This is a genomic window from Paenibacillus sp. FSL E2-0201, from assembly GCF_037963325.1.
In the GTDB taxonomy this organism is placed as follows: domain Bacteria; phylum Bacillota; class Bacilli; order Paenibacillales; family Paenibacillaceae; genus Paenibacillus_AQ.
In genome coordinates, this window is record NZ_CP150154.1 from 3,798,350 (window position 1) to 3,820,831 (window position 22,482).

A 22,482-nucleotide genomic window follows, 5' to 3' on the forward strand; every position below is an offset into this window, starting at 1 on the left:
CGAAAGAATGTGTATGCGTAAAGAATTTAGAATAAAAAAAGGAACAACGAAAGGAGCCACACTATGACAGAATTTGAATTTAATCGTTACATCGAACCATCGCAACGTGCTGGCATGAGGTTCATACAGCGTGGCATTGAGGGCAGCATCGTCATGTTGAACCTCATGCGTTTTCGTGATGTTGCCGATTACACAGCCAATCCTGAACTAACACCGGAGGTCCCAATCAGCGGTGCCGAAGCTTTCAACCGCTATATCGAGCACACCCTCCCATTTCTCCGTGAAAGCGGAGGTGAAATCATGTTTCTTGGCGATGGCGGAGAGTTCCTTATCGGACCCGAAGACGAAAGATGGGATCTTGTCATGATGATCCGCCAGAGCAGCGCGCAGTCGTTTCTTGCTTTTTCAAGTCATCAAGACTACATGGCCGGTATCGGGCATCGGACTGCAGCGATCGAAGATTCACGCCTTCTGCCTATGACAGAACTTACAATACCGAATTAATTGGAGGAGAACATAATCATGAACATTCTGAAAGTCAAAAGCGTCGAATTGGCCTATGACAGTTTTGGTAACGAAAATGACGAGGCTATTATCCTAATCGCCGGGCTTGGAACCCAGATGATCCGATGGACGGATTCGTTTTGTCGGATATTAGCAGCGCGGGGCTTTCGCGTAATCCGCTTTGACAATCGCGACGTAGGTTGCTCGACGCATTTTAGCCATTATCCGACGCTGGATTTTGACGCACTGGCGACTGCTCTCATGTCGGGAAAGCGACCGGACATCCCTTACACTCTCGATGACTTGTCCAACGACGCTATCGGACTACTCGATGCCCTTTCAATTGACCAGGCACATTTCGTTGGCAGGTCGATGGGCGGAATGATTGCCCAGATTGCTGCCAGTGAGTACCCTGAACGGGTTTTATCACTCACCTCCATTATGTCTAGTTCCGGTAATCCCACACTTCCGCAAACTTCCCCGGATGTGATGGCGATGATGACTAAACCAGCGCCGAACCCATTTGAGGATGAAGCAGGATTTTTGGCGCACAGCGTCTCTTTTGCCAAACGTATCGCCGGCACCGGCTATCCGTTTGAAGAGGATGCATATCGGGCGCTCATTCTGGAGGAAGTCCAGCGAGCCTACGACCCAGGCAGTGTTGGACGACAAATTGCTGCGATCGCTGTCTCCGGTGATCGTCGTCCGCTGCTGGCGACCATAAAAGTACCAACACTTGTCATTCATGGGGTGGACGATCCCCTGTTCGTCCCGGCGTGTGGCGAGGACACGACCTCTGCCATTCCGGGCGCTGAGCTAATGTTGGTTAAAGGCATGGGACACGACTTACCGCACCAACTGTACAAAGTAATCGCTGATGGCATAGAGCGAACGGCCCGTCGCAATTGACACGTGCTTCCTGAATAGCAACCAACTGGAGTCCCGCAGTGCCCAATAGAGCTGAGTAGGCCCAGGGGCGCAGCGCTTATTCATTGAACTAAACGGGACACGATAGTTAAAAATAAAGGGTTCTACATATTAGTTATGCATAATATGTAGAACCCTTTATTTTATTTGATTTCCTTAAGTTTAGGTTTTGATAATTTTCAGTCTAACACTTTATTTTCTTCTGACACTAATTAGATTTGGATGGTTTAGCAGGACCCGTAGATTCACCAGAAATCAACTCAGCTTCCAGCATTATCTTGTTCGATACAGTCTGGCCATTCATTATTTTCAATACATTTTCAACTGCGAGTCGCCCCATTTCTTCTTCATTCTGCCGCAAATGAGTGAACGCATAACCCGATCCGAGTGGAGTTGGTGGACTATCAAAGCAAATGATCGAAATATCCTCTGGAATCTGCAGCCCAAGTCGTTCAACCGCAGTTCTAGCCAGCAGCGCAATATTATATTCCACGGCAAAAAGCGCCGTTATTGTTGGATTCTCTTGTAAATGAGAAACTAGCCGTGAGATATCATGTTCAATATTCTCATCATTAAAGGAGTTAGGTAAAGTTGAGGTTAAATCACTAACCCACAACCCCTTGTCCACAGCTATCCCCCGCTCCGCATGCGCTTGTATAAATCCCTCCACCCGCTCCTCAAGAGCCGTCGTATCCGCTGGAGGTGGAGAGAGAAAAGAGATATGAGTATGCCCGAGATCAAATAAGTACTCCGTCCCTTTAAGCGCTGCCTGTATATTATCAGTGCCGATCGAAGCGGCTGCGACACCTTTCAAATGGCGATCTACCAGAACTAAAGGAAAACGCCCGATCACCAATTTCAGAATCTCAGCATTAAAAAATTCACCTTGAGCCGGAAAAACAATCAGACCATCCACACCCAAGCTGAGCAGCTTTTGAATAGACTTTTCTTCGTTCTCCGGTATGCCAAATGTTCTTCGTAGAACGAGAAAACAATCATTATCACGGGAAGCCTGTTCCATTCCATAAATCAACCCAGTGCCATAACTGTTGCCAAAGTCGGTAATAATCAGCCCTATTGTTTTTTCCTCGTGGTTAAAGGAGTTAAAAGCAATCCCATCGGAGGCTGTCTCAGAAGACATAGCTGATCCTATATAGTCAACTGCCGGATCTGCCACAAACGAACCTCTTCCCGGTTTTCTTACAATCAAATGCTCGGCGGCGAGCATTTCCAGAGCTTTTTTACTCGTAATCCGACTTACATTATAGGTTTCAGCCAGCTCTTTTTCTGAAGGAACCCGTTCCCCTTGCCCATAGGATTTATTAATAATAAGTTGCTTCACTTCATCAAATATTTTTTCATACATCGGTTTGGATGACATCGTCTCATTCATAACTTTCGTTATCTCCTGACTCTAATTATTTCATCTCTATACATAATAATATATCATGATATATTAAGTTTGTCGACATTTGTACTGGAGCAGTTGAAAAAAGAGGGAGGAAGGGTGCAGAGTGTAAAGCGAAAAAATTCTAATACTCGTATAGAAACAGAGATAAACCGTATTCTGAGAATACGGTTTAAGAGAGGCTAAGTAACAACGCTCTGAATAGACTCCTTTAATTCTCGAGCTCCCATTCTGGATTCCATGCGACTTCCCACAAATGCCCATCGGGGTCCATAAAGTGACCGGAATACCCTCCCCAAAAGGTATCATGTAAAGGATCAACGATCTTCGCACCAGCCTTTTGAGCTAGCTCCATAACCTGATCTGCTTCCTTTTTACTTCCTACATTGTGGCCAATCGTTATTTCTGTTGAACTGGCTGGGGATAATGGAACCTTTGCCTCATAGGCCATATCTTTCCGATTCCAAAGTGCCAGCTTCAAGCCTGCCTGCAAATCAAAAAAGGCAACCGCTCCATGTTCAAATTCTTTGCCAATGATCCCTTCGGTCGGGAATCCTAATCCATCCCTGTAAAAAACCAAAGCTCTCTCCAAATCATCCACGCCTAGTGTTATTACTGTAATTCGGGGTTTCATCTATATCAAGCCTCCTATTTTCGCTTCGTTAAATTGTACGAGTGCGCTCATTAATTGTGTTTAGTACTTCTTCCCAATACATCTTCATCTGCTCTCGAATATCTGGATGGACCATCTTCTCTTGATGAGATCTATTATATTCATAGATAATATCAAACCACATTTCACTTAACAAGTTTTTACACTTTTGTTCATTTGTTCTTTTTTCGACCATAAAAAGCTTACACAGGCCTATCGTAAATGGCTGTTCAGATTATATAATAGAGACTATCTGGTATAGAAAGGAAGTTGATTTTTTATGAAATTTGATGATTACCGCTATGAGCGACCGGATGTAGAGAAATTCAAGCAAGACTTTAACGCCCTGCTGAAAGATCTCAACGACACATCACCACTAGAGGTGCAAAAAGCTTCCGTCACTGCCATTAACAAGCTTCGCAATGAGTTTGACACGATGCAGACATTGGTTAGCGTTCGCCATTCTATCAACACGACGGATGAATTTTACAAAGCCGAACAAGAATTCATGGACGAAATCGGGCCTGTCGTTCAGGAATACATAACCGACTACTACAAAGCACTCGTACATTCCAAATATAGAGCCGAGTTTGAAAAGGAATGGGGTGCGCAGTTACTTCAGCTTGCTGAAGTTTCGCTGCGGACATTTAGTCCGGAAATCATTGAAGATTTACAATTGGAGAACAAACTTTCAACAGAATACTCCCAGCTTATCGCATCTGCCAAGATTCTTTTCGAAGGTGAAGAGCGTACACTGCCTCAACTCGCACCTTTCGAATTGTCTACAGACCGTGATATGCGTAAAAGTGCTTCTGAAGCTCGTTTTGGTTTTATGTCCGAACACGAGACTGAATTTGACCGCATCTATGATGAGCTCGTAAAGGTCCGTGACCGCATAGCTAATAAGCTTGGGTACAGTAACTTTGTTCAGCTAGGTTATGACCGTATGATGCGTACCGACTATAATGCTGAAATGGTTGCTAATTTCCGCAAACAAGTTCTTGAATATATCGTACCTGTCTCCCAGCAGTTAAAGAAGCGTCAGACTGAACGACTGGGTCTAGATGAATTGAAATATTACGACGAGAACTTTAGCTTTAAGACCGGGAACGCTACCCCTAAAGGGGATCCAGACTGGATTGTAGCTAACGGTAAGAAGATGTACAAAGAGCTCTCCCCTGAAACGGATGAATTCTTCACCTTCATGCTGGACAATAATCTGGTGGATTTAGTAAGCAAAAAAGGAAAACAAGGCGGCGGATATTGCACCTATTTCAGCCAATACCAAGCCCCATTTATTTTCTCGAATTTTAACGGAACCTCTGGGGATATTGATGTCTTAACTCACGAAGTGGGTCATGCGTTCCAGGTTTATGAAAGCCGCAATATTAATGTACCAGAGTATGCTTTTCCAACCTATGAAGCATGTGAGATTCATTCCATGAGTATGGAATTTTTCGCTTGGCCTTGGATGAATCTGTTCTTTGAAGAAGATGCAGATAAATACCGCTTCAATCACTTATCTGACAGCCTTCAGTTTATTCCTTACGGGGTATCTGTCGATGAATTCCAACATTTTGTTTATAGCAACCCTGAAGCAACCCCTGCTGAACGCAAGCAAGCTTGGAGAGACATCGAGAAGAAATACTTGCCACATCGTAATTATGAAGGTAACACTTATCTGGAACAAGGGGGCTTCTGGCATAAACAAGGCCACATCTTTGCCTCACCGTTCTACTACATTGACTACACACTAGCACAGCTATGTGCCTTCCAATTCTGGAAACGTTCGAACGAAGATTTCAAATCTGCTTGGAGCGATTATTTGGAGCTATGCCAAGCTGGTGGAAGCAAGTCCTTTATTAAACTGGTTGAACTAGCGGGTCTGACTTCACCATTTGAAGATGGCTGCATTAGCTCCGTTATTGGGGATATTGAAGGTTGGCTGAACAGCATTAATGATAAAGAGCTTTAATCCATTCTCTGATAAGCTCATCACAAAAAAAGCAATCCTTGCCTTATGGCTTGGATTGCTTTTTAAAATGGAATGATCTAACTTCACCCAGTTTACCGATAGCGAATCAACAAATCTATTGGATAACGTCCCGCATTGCGGCCATACAAGGCTAAGCCTCCACCCTCTGCTTGAAGTTCCAACCGGAACGTACGATTGCGATCTAGTTTAGCTGCTAACTGCCCCGGTACACTTACCTTACATAGATAGCCGTAAGAGCCAGCCTCATCCAACTTATTCGCTAATGGCTGATAATGCCAGGACAATACACCTCGGCTGTCGGCCGGATCATCCGGCAAATAGAAGGAGCCAATCCGTTGACCTTCTACCAGAACTTTCACACGTGAAGGATGACGTTCTTCGTCGGTCATATAGTACGTATTCGGATTATACTCCACCCTAGCGTCTGCACCATGCATGAGATCAAGTCCCATTTCATTTTGCTTTGCCCCTTCAAGATTCCGGGCCAACACTCGCTTTGCGCTAGCTTCAAACATAATTTCGATCTCGCCAATCATTTTTTTCTCCAAAGCATCTGGAAGAGCTACATCAAATGCATATTGGCCTTGACCGGCCCCATTGATTTTTGCGCATTGAATAGCTTCCCATTGTAGTTCAAAGCTGTGTTCTTTATAAGCATCCACAGGGATACTAATACAATCCGCTTCCCCCTCACACCTTACTTCCTGATCACCGCTTCTTACATCAAACGTAATGAAGTTGCGAGTGAGCGTCTCTCCCTTATTAGTTATCAAGGAAAGCGCCAGCACTGCAACTGCGTCCTGTTTAGGCATAGTAACATGCAGAGCGGGTAGAGCTGCTACTCCATATCCATCCCAATTCACTGACATATGATCACTTTGTGCAACAACTCGTGTTCCCAAATCGTCGTACCAAAGTTCCCACTTCACCTGTAAATGCTGTCCATGATATTTATCTGAGAAACTGGAACGAAGAAGCGGAACTTTAACTTCATCCTTTGCGTTTACTGTCTGGCATGGCGGTGCATCGATCACGATGAAGTCCGGAGAATGCAGATCAGAAATCGTCATCCCTGGAACAAAGGCATCATAACCAAAATCTTTATCGCTGCCGTCTAACCGATAATAACCATTGAACTCATTCGTAACATCGCGAAATTCGGTAAATACGAAACCACATAACTTATCATGCCGCCGGAATTCATTCATCATATAGCGGTAATGCCATGCTAAATCACTATCCCCTGCCCCGCCTTCGATCCCCCATACGTTTCCACATTCACTGTTCATCAGGGGAGCATCAGATTGTACATTACCTCCGATACAGTTAAAGTCTGAACCTGGGAAAGTTTTGTCTACAACCTCATTCAAATGAGCTCTAAGCTGATCATAACCATTAATGTAGAAATGCCACGTATTAATATCAGATTCCACATGATCATAGTTACAAGGTGAGTTGTCTTCAATGATTCTAGTTGGGTCAAGTCGTTTAGCCCAGCGATATTTTTCCCGAACCCATTCCTGTGTCTCCTTAAGATAACTAGACTGTTGTCCTACATCACTCGTTAGACTAGTGTCCTGAGCGTTCGTCTTCAACCCCCACGTCTCGTTAAACATCACCCATGAGAAAATAGATGGATGATTATAGTCTCTTTCGATAACCTCTAGGGCTTCAAGTTCATACGCAGCACGGGCTTTTTCATCCGGATTCCCCCAAAAGCAAGGCATGTCTTCCATCACCAGAATACCCAGTTTATCCGCCCAATATAGTTTGCGGGGTTCCTCTGGCTTGATATGAATACGCACAAAGTTCAGTCCCAAACGTTTCATTAGATAGATTTCATCCCGCATGTCTTCATCAGACGGATAAGTGAAATAGCCCGTTTTGTGATACGACTGGTCAAGGGTACCGTTTAAATAAATTGGCTTGCCATTAAGAGTAATCCATCGATAACCACGCTCATCGAAGCGAACAGTTTGGATTTCTCGAATTCCGAAATAAGTGCTGACAATGTCTGTGCCAACAGATCCGCTAAGCTGTAGTTCGCCTTCGTACAAATAAGGTGATTCTGGACTCCATAATTTCGGATCTGATATTTGAATAGAGAGCTTAAATTCATTCTCCCCTGCGATAAGATCTAATTTCTCAGTATGCAGTATGGAATCCTCTGCGAATTGCAGCGTGAAATCTGCTGAACCAGATTCTTGTGCAATGATTCTTGTAGTCACGTTCACTTGCCCATCCATAGTGGTCACAAACTTAGTATCACTCATATAAGTCTGGGGCCGAGATTCTAGCCATACTGGCTGCCAAATTCCGCGAATTTCTCCATAACCTTGTTTGCCACGTGCTTGGTAATCATGATCGAAGTCCTCTACTCTAACGACAATTATATTGTCCAAATCTTCAACCCAGTACGGAGTAACTTCAAACTCAAATGAACCGTATCCACCTTGGTGTGAACCAACATGTACTCCGTTTATCCAAACGTCACATGAATAATCCACTGCCCCGAATCGCAAAAATAGTCGTGTCTGTGAGTCGATAGGCTGCCATTTCAAAATCCGCCGATACCAACCTATCCCTTTACGATCGCTGCCAATACCGGATAATGGACTTACCCAAGAAAAAGGGACGGTAATCTTCGAACTGTAAGCGATTTCGGAATTCGAAAACCATTGATTGCTTATTCCTTCATTGCTCAGATCAAAGCTAAATGACCATTCCCCATTCAAATTCATCCATTCCTTGCGCTGCCAATGTGGATGCGGATGTTCGGGACGAGGAATCGGAAGACTCTCAACATTCAGTACGGAAGTTGTCATGATATGAGCACAGCCTTTCAAAATAAGAAGTTGAGCTCATTTTAGCACCAGTATATAAATTTCGCAATGTATATTATAATTTTACAATATACAATCTTCAGTGTACAATATCCTCAAACTATCTTAACGAAAAGGAATACAATCAATGAATGATATTTCGCAAGAAACGATCCGGTACCCTGCATCGCGTATCTTAGACGTTGCTAAAGCACTTTCTGGAGATGTCAGAGTCCGCATTCTTGAAGCCCTTGGTGACAAGCCCATGAGTGTCAGTCAATTGGCCGAGACACTTGGCGTAGCTCAACCTACAATCTCAATCAATGTGCAGACCCTTGAGCAAGTTAACTTAATCTCATCTACACAAGGAGCAAATCGTGAGAAAATATGCGCGGTGACCTGCCGATCCATCCATCTCGATCTTCCGTCGAAGCTAGGCGATGGTCTGCATCAAACGGAAGAAATACATATGCCCATCGGAATGTTCTCCCACTGTTCTGTACAACCATCCTGTGGTATGGCTGGAAAAGACGGCGGAGTCATCGGTTCTCAGGATGATCCGCGGGTATTCTACATGCCTGAACGAGTTGAAGCATCTCTCTTATGGTTCGCTGATTCTGGCTATGTCGAATACTATTTTGCCAATCCACTCCCCCCTGGTGTCGAGCTAGATGAGATTCGGATTTCGGCTGAGGTTTGTTCTGAAGCACCTGCATTCCGTGAAGATTGGGCAAGTGACATCACATTAACTATAAATGACCTACATGTCGGTACTTGGACTTGTCCATCAGATTTCGGTAACCGGAAAGGAAAGTTAACACCCGAACGTTGGAAGAGTGGTACAGAATATGGAATGCTGACAGAGTGGAGTATCTCAGAACAGGGTAGCAAAATAAATGGTGCTGCTTCTTCCCCTACTACAATTAGCTCACTGAAGCTGGCATTTAATGAGCCTATTCGAGTACGCTTTGAGATTCGCGAGGATGCCCTCAATAGACGAGGACTTAATCTATTCGGAAGTGGTTTCGGAGACTACTCACAGGATATTATCCTGTCGTTTGTGCGTCGATCAGTATCGAGTACACGATAACTTGTAAGAATTGCACACCTGAAACCAGAGTAGATCGAAAGCTTCAGGTGTGCCAGTGGACAAAGTTTTCTTTACACACCAATTACTTACGCTTATCTTCAGCTTTTTTGATATCCTCAGCCACTCTAAATTTCACGATCTTACTAATTAATTCATAGGGCATCGGCTGATTAAGAGGGAATTGAATGGAACCTTTTGCTCCTTTATAGACTGATAATTCTTCTCTAAAAGCATCAATCCCATTAGGCGTTGGATAAAATCCAATATGATTTTTGAAAGCCGCAAAATGCACCAGATTTCCATGCAGGGCAAAAGTAGGCATCTGATAACTAATCTTTTCTTTTGCATCAGGTGCCGCTTCTTTTATCACTTTTCTTATTTTACTAAGGATTTCCTGAATATCAGGTGAAAACGTAGAAATATAGTCATCGATTGTTTCATACGTGATTTTAGCCTCCACAATAATTCCCCTCTCTGTTTCAAGTTCACATTTAACTTTGATGAAGTGCTGCCAATGCCTCGTCTTCTGTACTCTTGAACAATATTTTATTCCCCTGATTACATTCGTAAATAAAATCATTCAGACTTTTACTATTATAGCCAGTAAATTCTCCTACAATCGCAACACGCATCTGATAGTTTGTATACTTTTGAAGAATCTCTCCGGCAAGCCCCGTCTTTAACTCAAAAAAATCATCCGTGATTTGCTCTTTTCTTAGAATCATTTTATCGCATTCTTGATATCTAACGTTTGCCATTAGATCCAAAGCATCATTTACATTATTAATTACAATACCCTCGCTGGAAATCAAAGCTACTGTTGAATTGTCTTTACGGTTTAATGTGATTTGCATTCTAAATTGCTCCTTTTTCAATAAGAAATTCTTTTACGTTGTGGTTTCCTTGTTGGATGGCCATAGCTAATACTGATTCACCACCTTCAATTTTAGCATGGATGTCAGCTCCGTGTTCGATTAATAAGCGTATCAGCTCCACATTATCCGAATGAAAAGCTGCAGAATGCAAGGCAGTATGCCCGTCGCTATCTAAAATATGTGTCTGAGCACCCTTGTTCAATAACAGTCGGATAACACCCATATCCCGCTCCCCAGCAATGGCAGCATGAAGTGCAGTATTAGAAGGAATAAAACTAATCTTAGAATGGGATACTGCATCAACTTCAGCACCATAGTCTATCAATACCTGCACCGCTGCTTCTTTACCGAAATGTGCCGCATATCCCAAAGGTATAAGACCCTCGTTATTTTCCGTATTTGCTAAAGCCGGATGGAATTCTAGAATTTCTTTTAGCCGTGCAGCATCACCTTGTTGTGCCGACTGAAAGACTTCATTAATGCTTTGCCGTAATTCCATTTAGATATCGCCTCTTTTCGATTGATCTTATAAACGATCTACTTTACTTTTTCTGGATAGTTAAACCATTCTCCTGCTTACAAGAAGAAGTGACGTTGTCGTCTCTCAAAGACGATAACCATTTCTCGTAAAATAACAAACATTAAAAACAATACAAATTTATAGTAAAACAATAAATTAAATACTAAAATCATGAAGTCCTGAAATTTCTCAAAATTATCCCTTAAATCTTTGAAGATCATAAAGAAATGCGCTTTCACAATTATGTTCCTCATTTTGTTAGGAATAGTAAGCTTAAGGGTGCTTGCTAAAGTTACAGCTAGTGATGATGCAGCGGGTCCTACATCATTATGTCTAATGGGTCTTTTAGTAACAAGTATCTTCGCAGCCATTGTGGACGCACTTCAAAAGCCATTAAAAAATGCCCCAGATATTAATCCAAAAAATGTATGATTAACAGTCAAATATCAACATTAGAATTTAATATAACCAAAAGAAAAGAGTATTCATTCGAAGGTTATCGAATGAATACTCTTTCTTTTCAACGTATCATATGAGTCAAGGTTTTAAATTAAATCTGACTTTTGAAGTAGCCGCTTAACGATCGCCGCAACCTCAGCTCTGGTCATATCATTTTTGGGAGCAAGCACATTACTGCTTCGTCCCATGATTACGCCTGCCTGTAAGCAGTCAGCAATTGCGCTAATCGCCCAGTCAGATGCTTTGCCGGCATCGGTATATAGTTTCAAGTATCCTTCAGCGGATTGATTTGGAAGTTTAGCCTTTAGTGCTGTGATTTTCATCGCTTTTGCGATAATTTGCATTGCTTGTTCACGGGTAATTTGGTCATCAGGGCGGAACATGCCGTCTTCAAAACCATTGATTAATTGATAAGCATATGCAGTATTAATCGCACTGTTATACCAATCCGTAGTTTTAACATCCGAAAATGGTGTTGCCGCTTGATCCAATTCAAGTCCAAGACCGCGAACGACAATCGCTGCAAACTCTGCACGGGTAATGGCTTGATCAGGAGAAAATTGACTATTACCTGTTCCTTCGACGACTAAACGGGAGCCCATATCATTCACTGCGTCTTTTGCCCAGTGGTTAGCAACATCGCTAAATTCAAGCGGATGCCAGATTACAGAGTAAGTACCGCCACTAAGACTGTTGATGGTAGCAAAATACTCGCCGCCAATTACAACTACTTTAGTGGGTACATGATGAACTGTTCCATCAGCATCAACATATACTCCAGTTGTAATCTTGTTCGGGTCCATCCCCTCAGGAATAGCAATGGTACGCTTCACATACGTATTGAATTGTGAAAGTTCAATGCTCTTATCTCCGTAAATCCCTCTAACCGTAAAAGTTACTGGCGCAGAGATTAATGAAAATGATCCTTTTTGTGCAGCAGCCTCTAAAGCACTTACAGCATCGGCTGTTGGTTTACTAACTTCAATCTGTATCTTAATATCCTGTAAAGCCACAGACTGTCCCACCTGCTTGGATAGGGCGTCCAAGTTAATCTGCCCTGCAAGCAAAGTAATAGTCGCATTACCAGTTTTGATTTCAAGTACGGCTTGATTACCCTGCATATTTTTAACCATTTGTCCGTTTAGCTCTCCTACCAGAACATCTGATTTGCTAGTAGCAGAGATAGAAATCACTGCACCTTTACCTTCCGCGGCGAGCTTGTCTTCCAGCTTCTTCTGGTCTAAAGCAATAGTGGTTAGCGTTTGATCATTCCGTTTACCATTCGTCGCGGTTCCCACGGTTTCCGCTTTACCATTGATTAGAATGGAAGCATCATTTGCTACAGGTGTCGGTGTAGCTGATGGAGTCGGTTGGGAAGGAACACTGGATGGAGCGCTAGGGATGACTGTATTGGATTCAGCAGATAACTCGCTAATACCAGCCTTATTGATGGCCTGTACCGTGAAGGTGTAGCTTGTACCATTCGTCAGACCACTGATTGTAAGCGGACTTCCATTACCTGTAACTGTCAACCCGCCCGGAGTAGCCGTTACAAGATAACCTGTAATTTCGCTTCCCCCATCAGACTCTGGCGCTGTAAAGGTGATGGTCGCTTGACCATTCTCTGCAGTTGCAGTTACAGCTGTTGGAATACCCGGTGCTGTAATTGGCTTAACAGGAGCCTTCACAGTAACGGTGGTTGAAGCCTTATAACTTCCATCTTTCGTAGTAACCGTAATGATGGCTGTTCCCTCACCGACTGGAGTTACTTCTCCATTCACAACCTTGGCTACAGTCTCATCGCTGGAGCTCCAGATCAGGCCTGGATCCGTTGCATTTGCAGGCTCTATTGTCGCTTTTAGGTTTACCTCAGTTTCACCAGCTGTTAAATCGAGCGTCTCCTGATCTAGTCTCACCCCAGTTACATTCACAACTGGTGGAATTGGTTCACTTACATGTACTGTCGTTGAAGCGGTATAACTTCCATCTTTGGTCGTAACCGTAATGGTGGCTGTTCCAACACCAACCGGGGTTACTACTCCATAAACAACCTTGGCTACAGTCTCATCGCTAGAGCTCCAGATGACACCCTTATTCGTTGCATCAGCAGGTGCCACTGTCGCTTGTAGCGTTTCGTCGCCTTCGCCCACTGTTAAATTAAGCGTAGTCTGGTCTAACGTTACTCCCGTTACGAGAACAATTGGTGGCTTAGGTGCTGCCACATTTACAGTCGTTGAAGCCGTAAAGCTTCCATCCTTAGTCGTTACAGTAATAATTGCTGTACCCTCACCAACTGGAGTCACAACTCCATTCACGACTGTTGCGATAGTGTCATCGCTGGAGCTCCAGATCACGTCTGTGTCCGTTGCATTTGCAGGTTCTATTGTTGCCTTTAGTAAGGCGTCCGCTTCACCAGCGGTTAAATCGAGGGTCTCCTGATCAAGCTTAACTCCGGTTACTTTCACAACTGGTGCACTAACTGTAACGGTTGATGACGCCGTATAACTTCCATCCGTTGTTGTTGCTGTGATCGTTGCCGTTCCAACGCCAACTGGTGTTACCACTCCATTAACAACTGTCGCGACAGTTACATCACTGGAGCTCCAAGTTACTGTTTTGTTCGTGGCATTGGCAGGTTCTATTACAGCATTTAGTGTATCTCCAGCTTCTCCCTCAGTTAAACTAAGTGATGTTTTATTCAAAGTCACTCCAGTTACTAGGATATCTCCCACATCGTTTACCTGCACATTGAAGGTGTATATACTACTTATAGTGCCATCATTTACAGTAACAGTAATCACACTGTTTCCGAAGGCATTCTTCGCTGGTGTTATTTCTATCGTCCGCACTTCTCCACTTCCACTTACTTTCAGTCCATTATTCGGAATTAGGGAAGTATTAGAAGAAGTAGCTGATACATTTAGGTCATCCCCATCCACATCAATGACCTTAAAAGAGCGTGATACAGATTTATTTTTTTCCGTTGTAGTACTTCCCATAAAGCCTGTGTCCTGCTTCCAGCTTGCTCCCGTAATGCTACCGTTCTTACCTGAACCAGCCGGTGTATTGACAGCAATATTACCATCATTGCTATTCGAAAATTTATAGTTCAAAGCCAGATTAGGCTCAGATCCATTCAAATCGACGTTCATTTCGCGAACAATTTCGCTCTGAGTTTTAGCTATACTCCAAAACCTAACGTCTCTCATCCCACCGCTATAATCTCCGTCCTGTCTCCAGGTGCTTTTACCAAGCCAGTTGTTCGGACGTGCCACATTTCCAACTGTACTTAAATCCATAGCTCCTTCTGCCTTAAGAACTCCATCCCAATAAATACGTCCTTTCTTCTGACTGTGATCGTAAACAATCGAGACATGTACCCACTTGGAGATCGGGAAATCGTCTGTGACATTAATATCTCCTTTATTGGTGTAAGCGATGAAATGCATTTTTTTGCCGTTAAAGCCCACAAAAATATTGTGGTTCTGCTCTGCGATCGAAGATTCGAAGAATCTCATCCAGGTATTAAAACCATTGACTTTTAAATTCCCTTCAATTGTAAAAGAATTCTTGTATAACAGTTGATCTGGGAACGTCACATAATCCCCATTCCCGTCAAAGCTAAGATAATCCCCACCATTCAATTCCGTTAGATACGGAGCATCGTTCACTGGGTTTACAGTCACAGTAGCTTTGCCCGAAACTGTGGTGAACGCGCCCGATGCTGTGGTATTCGCATTTTTTTGATAGTTTTGATAACCAACTGCTGTCGTATCCCATAGCTTATATTCAATTGAAGCTGTTCCGTTCCAGTCTTTAGCGGGTACAAAACGAATTTTCTCCGATTTCAGCAACAGGAAAGCATTAGTGTTCGACACCGGCTCGATGTTGTACCAGATGTTTCCTTGCGTATTGTAATATTGCCAGGCACCGTTGGTATTATCTAACGCTACCACAGCAATTCCCGTTGTCGCCGGTTCAGTAACCTTTCCTGACAAAAGATTAGAGACAACAACACCTGCATTAGAATAATCATCTTCATTGATAGACGGTATCACAGCTGGGCTATTCTCTAACCAATCGAAGCTCGATTTCGCACTAACGATTTGAGTCTGGATTGGGCCTACACCTTGCACCACAAGTCCAGTGGCTAACGAAATACTAATGCCTATTTTCATAAATGATGGCTTCAAACTCTTTTTCCCCCTCTAGCATAAATCATGTCATCATTTCGACAATAATCGAGAGTATTATACAAAATTATGATAAACGAAAAATAAACAAAAAAAGAGAACCTACGAAATCTAATCGATTCGTCGGTTCTCTTTTTCTTTATACTAGTTCATCATCTTCATAATCAACGCTTTGAGCTTAGGATCAGGTGAAGTTCCAAGCTCCTGTTGAAGGGTCTCTTCCAATTGCCCATATCGTCGATAAGCTTCATTCATTCGCCCTAGTTCAATATACAAATGGATGATTTCCTGATGGATATCTTCTCTCAAGGGATCCAATTTCAATATTCGCTCAAAGTAATGCAGCGATTGTTGACGCTCGTTCTGATCCATGTGCAATCTAGCCGCTAGTTCCAGCAGTCCAATAAAATCTTGTTCAAGTCGGCCTGTCTTCCCACTAGCCCAATCGTATGCTTTTCCTTTAAGAAAGGCCCCCGAATACAGTGTTTCTACTTGATTGAACCATTCTGAATGTTTTTTAGAGCCTTGTCTAATTTGCTTCAGTAAACGCTCAAACTCATACAAATCACAATAAATGCTTCGTTCCTCTATACTAATTTCGTTTCTACTGGTCTTAATAAAGCTAGTACCGATTGCTTTTCGAATATAATACAGGGTAGAGTTCAGATTCTTAAGTGCTTTTTCAGGCTCTAACCCACTCCATAAGGTGTCGATAATTTCTTCTCGGCTAACCGTTCCTTTACTAATCAAAAAGGCAAACAATTCCTCCGTTTTTGGGCTTCTTAGCTTGATAGGCACTCTGTCTTGTGTACGGCGGTATATCTTAAGTCCATTAAATAAAAGAACTTCTATGACAGGTTGAACCGTCACACCTTTATTCATTTTTTTGATCTTATCCACAGTTTTTGATAAACGCTGCGCAGTAACAGGCTTCAGCAGATAATCCACAGCGCTCAGTTCAAAGGCTTGCAGTGCGTATTCGTCATACCCTGTAACAAAAACTACATCTATCGATTCATCTAATGCATGCAAAAGGGCGGAGAGCTTCATCCCATTCGTGTCAGGCATAGAAATGTCCAAAAATGCTACATCTATCGAATTCCCCTTCACAAATTCATAAGCTTCCGTCGGATCCAGAAAAGTATCGTATACTTCAATCTCTCCACTCTGAGACAATATCCTTTTTAAACGCTTTAGTGATAATTCTTCATCATCTACGATAATGGCTCGCAGCATGCTTCAACCTCCTAGCCGGTTCAATTGCTGTTTGGGGATGTCAAAAGAAATCCTTGTACCTTTTCCTTCATCACTTTGAATACGAATGCTCTTTCCATAAAGAAGTTTGATGCGCTGACTAATATTCCACAGCCCCACACCTCTTTTATCTACATCAGATTTCATGATCTCTTCCAGCTTGTGTTCGCTCATTCCGCATCCATCATCTTCTACAACAAAGCTGACCATTGAAGGGTCTGACTCTTTGACAGATATAGTTACCTTTCCTCCCCGTAAATTGGACATCAGGCCATGTCTTATGGCATTTTCCACCAGAGGTTGAAGAATAAGCGGAGGAATCCGGCTATCCGTATTTGCGGTTATATCATACTGGACTTGCAATCTAGCACCAAAGCGCACTTTTTCAATATTAATATAAGCATTAACCAGTTCCAGCTCACTCTCCAGGGTCGTTAATGAATCCAATTGTTTGAAATCAAAGCTGCTTCTCAAATACTGCGACAGCTCCAGCGTTAATTCCTCTGCTTGCTCAGGCTCTTCCACACATAATGCAGCAATTGAATTCAGGGCATTGTACAAGAAATGAGGTTTAATCTGAGAACGTAAAAAGGCTATCTCAGCATCTTTAGCCTGCTTCACGGAAGCTCTTAATCGGGTCAGACTCTTCACTCTCGCCATTAGCTCCTCCGCTTCGAACGGCTTCCCCACATAATCATTTGCCCCATTATCCATGGACATTTTCATATCTGTAACTCTATTCTTCGCCGTCAGCATTAACACCGGGAGCTCAAAGGGGGTAAATCTTTCTCTGATCTTTTGCAGAACCTCATAACCAGAAATGTCCGGCATTGTAATGTCCAGCACAACGAGGAAGAAGTCTGAATTCTTCGATAACTCATCGAGTGCTAATTGCCCTCGGTTCACAACAACAATGGAATACCCCTCCAGCTTGAACAGGTTGATCATGGATTGAAGGTTGGCATAATCATCGTCCACGACCAAAATTGGCTCATTGATTTTACCTTTGATATAAACAGGATACTCCTGGCGCGGGAAGAGAACCTCTTTAAACGGAAGTGTCTTTTCCACAATTGGACCCGTAATTTGATTAGATATTCGATCCCACCGTGGAAGGGTGAAAATAAAAACCGAACCTTTGCCCGTAACAGATTCCACTCTAATGTTCCCGCCATGCAGCTCCACTAACTTCTTCGTAATGCTTAGACCGAGACCTGTGCCACCGTGACTATGAATTTCAGCTTCATCCACCTGCTCATAAGCCATAAAAATACGTTTCTGCATATCCGGTGCAATTCCGATTCCCGTGTCTGCTACACGAACTTCAACCCATTCATGAAGGATAGTTTTAGCACTAATATGTATTTCACCTTGCTCCGTAAATTTAATCGCATTATCTACCAAGTTGTGCAAAATTTGAATCAGACGATTGCCATCTGCATGTACAGGAGGGAAATCTGAAGCGACATTATTTATGAGAAAAATCGACTTTTCTCCGAGCAGGAACGAATGAATACCGATGACAGAATCAATAACAGCTTTCAGATCTAGGGTGCTTTTGTATAACGTGATATCCCCATGCTTCATTTTGGAATAATCGAGCAGTTCGTTCACCATATAAGTTAGTCTTCTTCCACTGCCCAATACGATTGCTAGGTTCTGCGCTTGCCTTTCGGTAACTGGACCCTCTACCCCATTAAGAAGTGTAGCGGTAATGTTCACTATGGCATTTAGCGGAGTTTTCAGCTCATGAGAGGTATTGGAAAGAAACTCATCTTTAATTTTGTCCAGCCCGATCAGCTGGTTTTTCATTTCGTCTATCGTATGATATGCCTCGAAAAAACGAAGAACAATCAGAACGATCATAATGATATTAAAGGCTACGATGTAAAACTGTCCGAGCCATAGATTTTCTTTCATCGAAAGTGCAAACAGGATTACGTCTATGGAGTACAGATTGATCGCAAGAATCGCTAAGAACAGCAGCAATGATTTGATCCGATTTACTTCTGCGCTTCTAATATACAGGATAGCCACTCTACACAGCATCCAAATTAACATCAATTCATATACAATGATCACGTACGGTGAGAAGACCGTGTAAGTACGAATAGGTAGAATCGCTACCAGAAATATAAAGCTGCCTAGTATGATCGTTACAACTTGCGTAAGCTTTAAAGAGATAATGCTTTTGTGCATTTGGTAGAAAAATATAGCCAGAACAATAAAACACGAGATGGAGCTAATGTCCTTCACTTTGTATAACACATTGAACGAGAGACTGGGAAAAAACAGTAACAGCGAACGTTCTCCAATCAAGCCATGATAGATCGCGAGCAGTAAACAAATAATTGCAAACACAAGCAGGGAGTAATCCTTCTTACGGTATAATGCAGCCGCCACAAAGCAGATGACAAAAATAAGGGATAATGTTCCCAAAATTGCAACGGTGCTAAATTCACGAGCCATACTCTTCTGCTGGGTCTCCATCATCGCGGCTTCCTCGCCAAAGGTCAGAGATACCGGAATGCCTGCATTTACATATTCATAGTTAGAAACTTGAATAATGATCTCTACGTCACCTTTTTCAGCTGAAAAAAGCCCGATTTGCGGAATATTCCCCGACTGGTAATCGGCTGTACTGATAGAAGGCTTACCGTCTTTAATGAGTAGATGTCCATTCACATATATCGCACTTGAAAAGCGTATATTCGTCTTTTTCAATGCAAATACACCGTCTACAGGTAAGTTTTTCAGCACCATGCGATAGGTAGCAGAACCAAATGCAGGTAATGGCTGACCATCAATCACTTTACCGTTCCATCGTGAGGGGACCACCATCCATGCTGTAGGGGCTGGTTTGTCAATGCTTGGATCTATAAAATGCTCAGGTGTGAGTAGCTGGTTCCAATAAAATTCCCACTCCCCGTCTAGCTTGATGATCTTTTGTTGCTTATAATTCCATGTCGAAAGATCCATGCTACCCTTCTGAACTTGCGGATGATTCTCATGCTGATCGTTATTTATAACAATGGATAGTGGAATTGTAGCTAACGAAAGGAAAGCTATTAAATAGATAAATAATGTCCTTTTGAGCATCGTAGGCCCCTTTTCTATGGAGTAGTAAAGCTGCAGCATACGCTTGGGGCATTGTGCAACACTTGAATTACATGAGATAGATGACGATAGATAATTCTATAAAATTTTCCGTTTTCCTTCATGATTCGACAAATTAATAAAACGACAGCTTAATCCAAGCTTGACCTTAGGTCAGACCTAAGGTTTATAGTTATTGCATTCAACAAATACCCAACAGATAGGAGCGACACCCTTGAATCAACACATAACGATTGGTGAACTTTCAAAACTTATGAATGTATCTGTGCACCAAATCCGATATTTTGAAGAAAAAGAGATTTTATTTCCAGCCTATACCGATAGCAATCAATACCGGATGTATGGGATTAATGAGATTTATCAGCTGGCCCAGATCTTATTGCTTCGCAAATTAGACATACCAGTCAGCACAATTAACAAAAGTATGAATAACTTCTCCACAACTGACTACCATCAGCTTTTGAAGCAATCTCAAAGTAAAATAAACTCTGAAATAAACCAGCTAATGTTGTTGCAGCAGTTTTTACAAAAGATACTTAACGAATACGAGCAATCCGACATTCTAGAAGACAAATATAGTATTAAGCAATTGGATACTCGTCATTTAAAAAAATGGATAGAACTTGACCAAGATAAGTCACTCACCGCTCGAAGTTTGTATGAAAAAAAGCCGCACCTATCACATTTATTCGAAACAGATCTGCATTATTTATACGAAAATGAACAAGTAACCTTATGTTATGAAAGCAATCAATCACCGGACATCATTCTAGAAAAAGGTAGCTACCTCTATAAAGCTTTTTTCGTGACGGATGATCAAGATATTGAACGTGAGATTGCGCAACTGGAACACTATTTAACACAGCATCATTATACAATTCAGGGACAACTGATCATTTTGGAAAAATCCTATTTATCCATGTTCAACAATGACAAGCTTCATTATGAAATTCAAATAAAAATCAAATATGATTCTGACGGTGTAGCATGATAAATCTGAACAAGATTGTAATAGCTGAATATCAAGAACAAGATCGTAGAGCAGTGTGCAGTCTTTTAGTGGACGCGTTCCATGGGAAGTTCCACTCCCTCATCCCACTGGACGACGATGATATTACTGACCTACTCTTCGGACTCTGGGCGCTTGAGCAACAATCCACATCATCACAACAAATCGTCGCCCAAGAAAATGGAGAAGTTGTCGGTACGCTCAGCATAAAGTGGAAGGACTGCCGGGCCCCAAAGAGAAGTAACCTTAAAACGCCACAACGTAATTCCCATTCACAAGTATTCAAGCAGTTTGGATATATAAATGTATGTAAGTTAATGGTCGGATTACGTTTTTTGAATTATCAGCCTCGGGCAAAAGAATGTTACATCGAGCATTTGGCCGTTCGATCTAGTCACCGCAATAAAGGAATCGGCAAGCAGCTGCTTAGTTGGGCTATAGAATTTGTAAACAGTCATTCAGACATGGACAAATTAACGCTACATGTTGCTGAAAATAATAAACAAGCTATTCAAATGTACCAACAGATGAACTTTGGTATCGTTCAATCTAACTATAGCGGGATTAAACACCTACTTTTTAAAGAGGCAAATTGGCTTTACATGACAAGGAGTTCACCACTACACCCTAGGAGTGCAGTAAATGAGATTAAATATTAAATTAACCGCATGGATAATTACTGGTTTATTGTTAGCTTTAGGCTTATTCGTGTTAAAACAGCATTCATATGAAATGATTGAGAAAAAGATAGAAATCGAAACCCCTCAGGGTAAACTAACAGGAACTTTAATTCTGCCCCAGAACTATTCTGGAAACGTAGGGCTGGTGGTTTTTGTACATGGTGATGGTCCCATAAATGACTCATACGATGATGGGTATAAACCCTTGTGGGAGAAATTCGCATCTGTAGGATATGCTTCGTTGTCTCTTAACAAGCCTGGTATTGGTGGTTCCTCCGGCAACTGGTTGGAGCAAAGTATGGAAGATCGTGCTCAGGAAACAATCGCAGCAATTAACTGGGCGAAAGCCTTGCCGATGATTGATACACAATCTATTGGTTTGTGGGGGGCAAGTCAAGCCGGATGGGTAATTCCTAAGATCGTAAGAGAAGTACCTGATCTCGCGTTCAGTATTCTTGTATCGCCTGCCGTGAACTGGATTTCTCAAGGTAAATACAATACAAGATTAGAAATGAAAAACGAAGGATTCTCGGAATATGAGATCCAAGCGAAAGAACACTATAACGCTCAAGTCTTACAACTACTTAACGAACGTGCCTCTTATGAAGATTACTTGCGAATTGCAAAATCCGAGAACTTGATTTCTAAGGAACGCTGGGGATTTATCGCCAAAAACTATCAGTCTGATGCCACCAAAGAACTTAGTTACTTCAATGCTCCTGTCCATCTAGTACTCGGCGGTCAAGATATCAATGTAGATATTGAGGAAACCGAACGTATTTACCGTGAAAAAATACCTGTTAGCTTGCTCTCTGTCTCTTATTTTCCCAACGCTGACCACTCTATGCTGTCAAAAAAGAATGCCGCATCCCCATTAAGGACTTATTTAACAGCTGTCTTCTTTCCTCGACAATTGGTGGATGATCAATATTTAAATGATCTTAGCCGATTTGTGAATACACAACTGTAAACCTAT

General features: G+C 42.3%; 16 protein-coding genes and 1 pseudogene. 8 read left to right on the forward strand and 9 right to left on the reverse strand.

Going from position 1 to position 22,482, the window contains the following annotated elements:
• The first annotated feature begins 63 nt into the window (after positions 1-63).
• The gene (locus tag NSU15_RS17175; RefSeq protein ID WP_044876899.1) at positions 64-504 is read left to right on the forward strand and encodes a hypothetical protein; all 441 of its coding nucleotides are present in this window, start codon (positions 64-66) and stop codon (positions 502-504) included.
• A gap of 18 nt (positions 505-522) precedes the next feature.
• A complete protein-coding gene (locus NSU15_RS17180; protein WP_076118840.1) occupies positions 523-1,413 on the forward strand; it encodes an alpha/beta hydrolase in 891 nt (296 codons plus the stop codon).
• A 226-nt stretch (positions 1,414-1,639) separates the two neighbouring features.
• On the opposite strand, the gene NSU15_RS17185 is transcribed toward NSU15_RS17180, so the two are convergent.
• A complete protein-coding gene (locus NSU15_RS17185) occupies positions 1,640-2,824 on the reverse strand; it encodes a GntR family transcriptional regulator (protein WP_076118842.1) in 1,185 nt (394 codons plus the stop codon).
• 226 nt (positions 2,825-3,050) lie between these two features.
• A complete protein-coding gene (locus NSU15_RS17190) occupies positions 3,051-3,473 on the reverse strand; it encodes a VOC family protein (protein ID WP_076298804.1) in 423 nt (140 codons plus the stop codon).
• A 298-nt stretch (positions 3,474-3,771) separates the two neighbouring features.
• Between NSU15_RS17190 and NSU15_RS17195 the strand changes: the two genes are divergently transcribed.
• The gene (locus NSU15_RS17195) at positions 3,772-5,466 is read left to right on the forward strand and encodes a M3 family oligoendopeptidase (protein WP_076118845.1); all 1,695 of its coding nucleotides are present in this window, start codon (positions 3,772-3,774) and stop codon (positions 5,464-5,466) included.
• A gap of 92 nt (positions 5,467-5,558) precedes the next feature.
• Here the strand turns inward: NSU15_RS17195 and NSU15_RS17200 are convergent, their stop codons facing one another.
• Complete coding sequence (locus NSU15_RS17200) at positions 5,559-8,312, reverse strand: sugar-binding domain-containing protein (RefSeq protein ID WP_339286891.1); 2,754 nt, start codon at positions 8,310-8,312, stop codon at positions 5,559-5,561.
• A 145-nt stretch (positions 8,313-8,457) separates the two neighbouring features.
• Here NSU15_RS17200 and NSU15_RS17205 point away from each other — a divergent pair, with 145 nt between their 5' ends.
• The gene (locus NSU15_RS17205; RefSeq protein ID WP_042128504.1) at positions 8,458-9,399 is read left to right on the forward strand and encodes a helix-turn-helix domain-containing protein; all 942 of its coding nucleotides are present in this window, start codon (positions 8,458-8,460) and stop codon (positions 9,397-9,399) included.
• Between the two features lie 82 nt (positions 9,400-9,481).
• Here NSU15_RS17205 and NSU15_RS17210 read toward each other — a convergent pair whose 3' ends face one another.
• Genes NSU15_RS17210 through NSU15_RS17220 form a run of 3 tightly spaced genes read right to left on the reverse strand, consistent with a single transcriptional unit; the run spans position 9,482 to position 10,773 of the window.
• Positions 9,482-9,862, reverse strand: coding sequence for a DUF1801 domain-containing protein (locus NSU15_RS17210; RefSeq protein ID WP_339291374.1), 381 nt, complete (start codon positions 9,860-9,862; stop codon positions 9,482-9,484).
• Between the two features lie 28 nt (positions 9,863-9,890).
• Positions 9,891-10,253, reverse strand: a complete 363-nt coding sequence (locus NSU15_RS17215; protein WP_076283444.1) for a DUF4180 domain-containing protein — start codon at positions 10,251-10,253, stop codon at positions 9,891-9,893.
• Position 10,254: 1 nt separating this feature from the next.
• Positions 10,255-10,773, reverse strand: a complete 519-nt coding sequence (locus tag NSU15_RS17220; RefSeq protein WP_042128510.1) for an ankyrin repeat domain-containing protein — start codon at positions 10,771-10,773, stop codon at positions 10,255-10,257.
• 174 nt (positions 10,774-10,947) lie between these two features.
• Between NSU15_RS17220 and NSU15_RS17225 the strand changes: the two are divergent.
• Positions 10,948-11,226: pseudogene (locus tag NSU15_RS17225) on the forward strand (DUF2975 domain-containing protein); the annotation flags it as partial.
• Positions 11,227-11,339: 113 nt separating this feature from the next.
• Here NSU15_RS17225 and NSU15_RS17230 read toward each other — a convergent pair.
• The 3 genes from NSU15_RS17230 to NSU15_RS17240 form a co-directional block, all read right to left on the reverse strand.
• Positions 11,340-15,446 carry an S-layer homology domain-containing protein gene (locus NSU15_RS17230; protein WP_339286893.1) on the reverse strand — a complete coding sequence of 1,369 codons (4,107 nt, stop codon included), beginning with the start codon at positions 15,444-15,446 and terminating at the stop codon, positions 11,340-11,342.
• A 144-nt stretch (positions 15,447-15,590) separates the two neighbouring features.
• On the reverse strand, positions 15,591-16,682 hold the full coding sequence (locus NSU15_RS17235; RefSeq protein ID WP_042128514.1) for a response regulator: 1,092 nt from the start codon (positions 16,680-16,682) through the stop codon (positions 15,591-15,593).
• Positions 16,683-16,685: 3 nt separating this feature from the next.
• Positions 16,686-19,799: an ATP-binding protein gene (locus NSU15_RS17240; RefSeq protein ID WP_339286895.1), complete on the reverse strand. Its 3,114-nt coding sequence runs from the start codon at positions 19,797-19,799 to the stop codon at positions 16,686-16,688.
• 232 nt (positions 19,800-20,031) lie between these two features.
• Here NSU15_RS17240 and NSU15_RS17245 point away from each other — a divergent pair, with 232 nt between their 5' ends.
• The 3 genes from NSU15_RS17245 to NSU15_RS17255 are packed head-to-tail and all read left to right on the forward strand — an operon-like array spanning position 20,032 to position 22,476.
• Positions 20,032-20,808 carry a MerR family transcriptional regulator gene (locus NSU15_RS17245; protein WP_339286897.1) on the forward strand — a complete coding sequence of 259 codons (777 nt, stop codon included), beginning with the start codon at positions 20,032-20,034 and terminating at the stop codon, positions 20,806-20,808.
• On the forward strand, positions 20,805-21,485 hold the full coding sequence (locus NSU15_RS17250) for a GNAT family N-acetyltransferase (RefSeq protein WP_042128520.1): 681 nt from the start codon (positions 20,805-20,807) through the stop codon (positions 21,483-21,485). Before NSU15_RS17245 ends, NSU15_RS17250 begins: the two co-directional genes overlap by 4 nt.
• Complete coding sequence (locus NSU15_RS17255) at positions 21,469-22,476, forward strand: CocE/NonD family hydrolase (protein ID WP_339286899.1); 1,008 nt, start codon at positions 21,469-21,471, stop codon at positions 22,474-22,476. The genes NSU15_RS17250 and NSU15_RS17255 overlap by 17 nt, the downstream gene beginning before the upstream one ends.
• Positions 22,477-22,482: the final 6 nt, after the last annotated feature.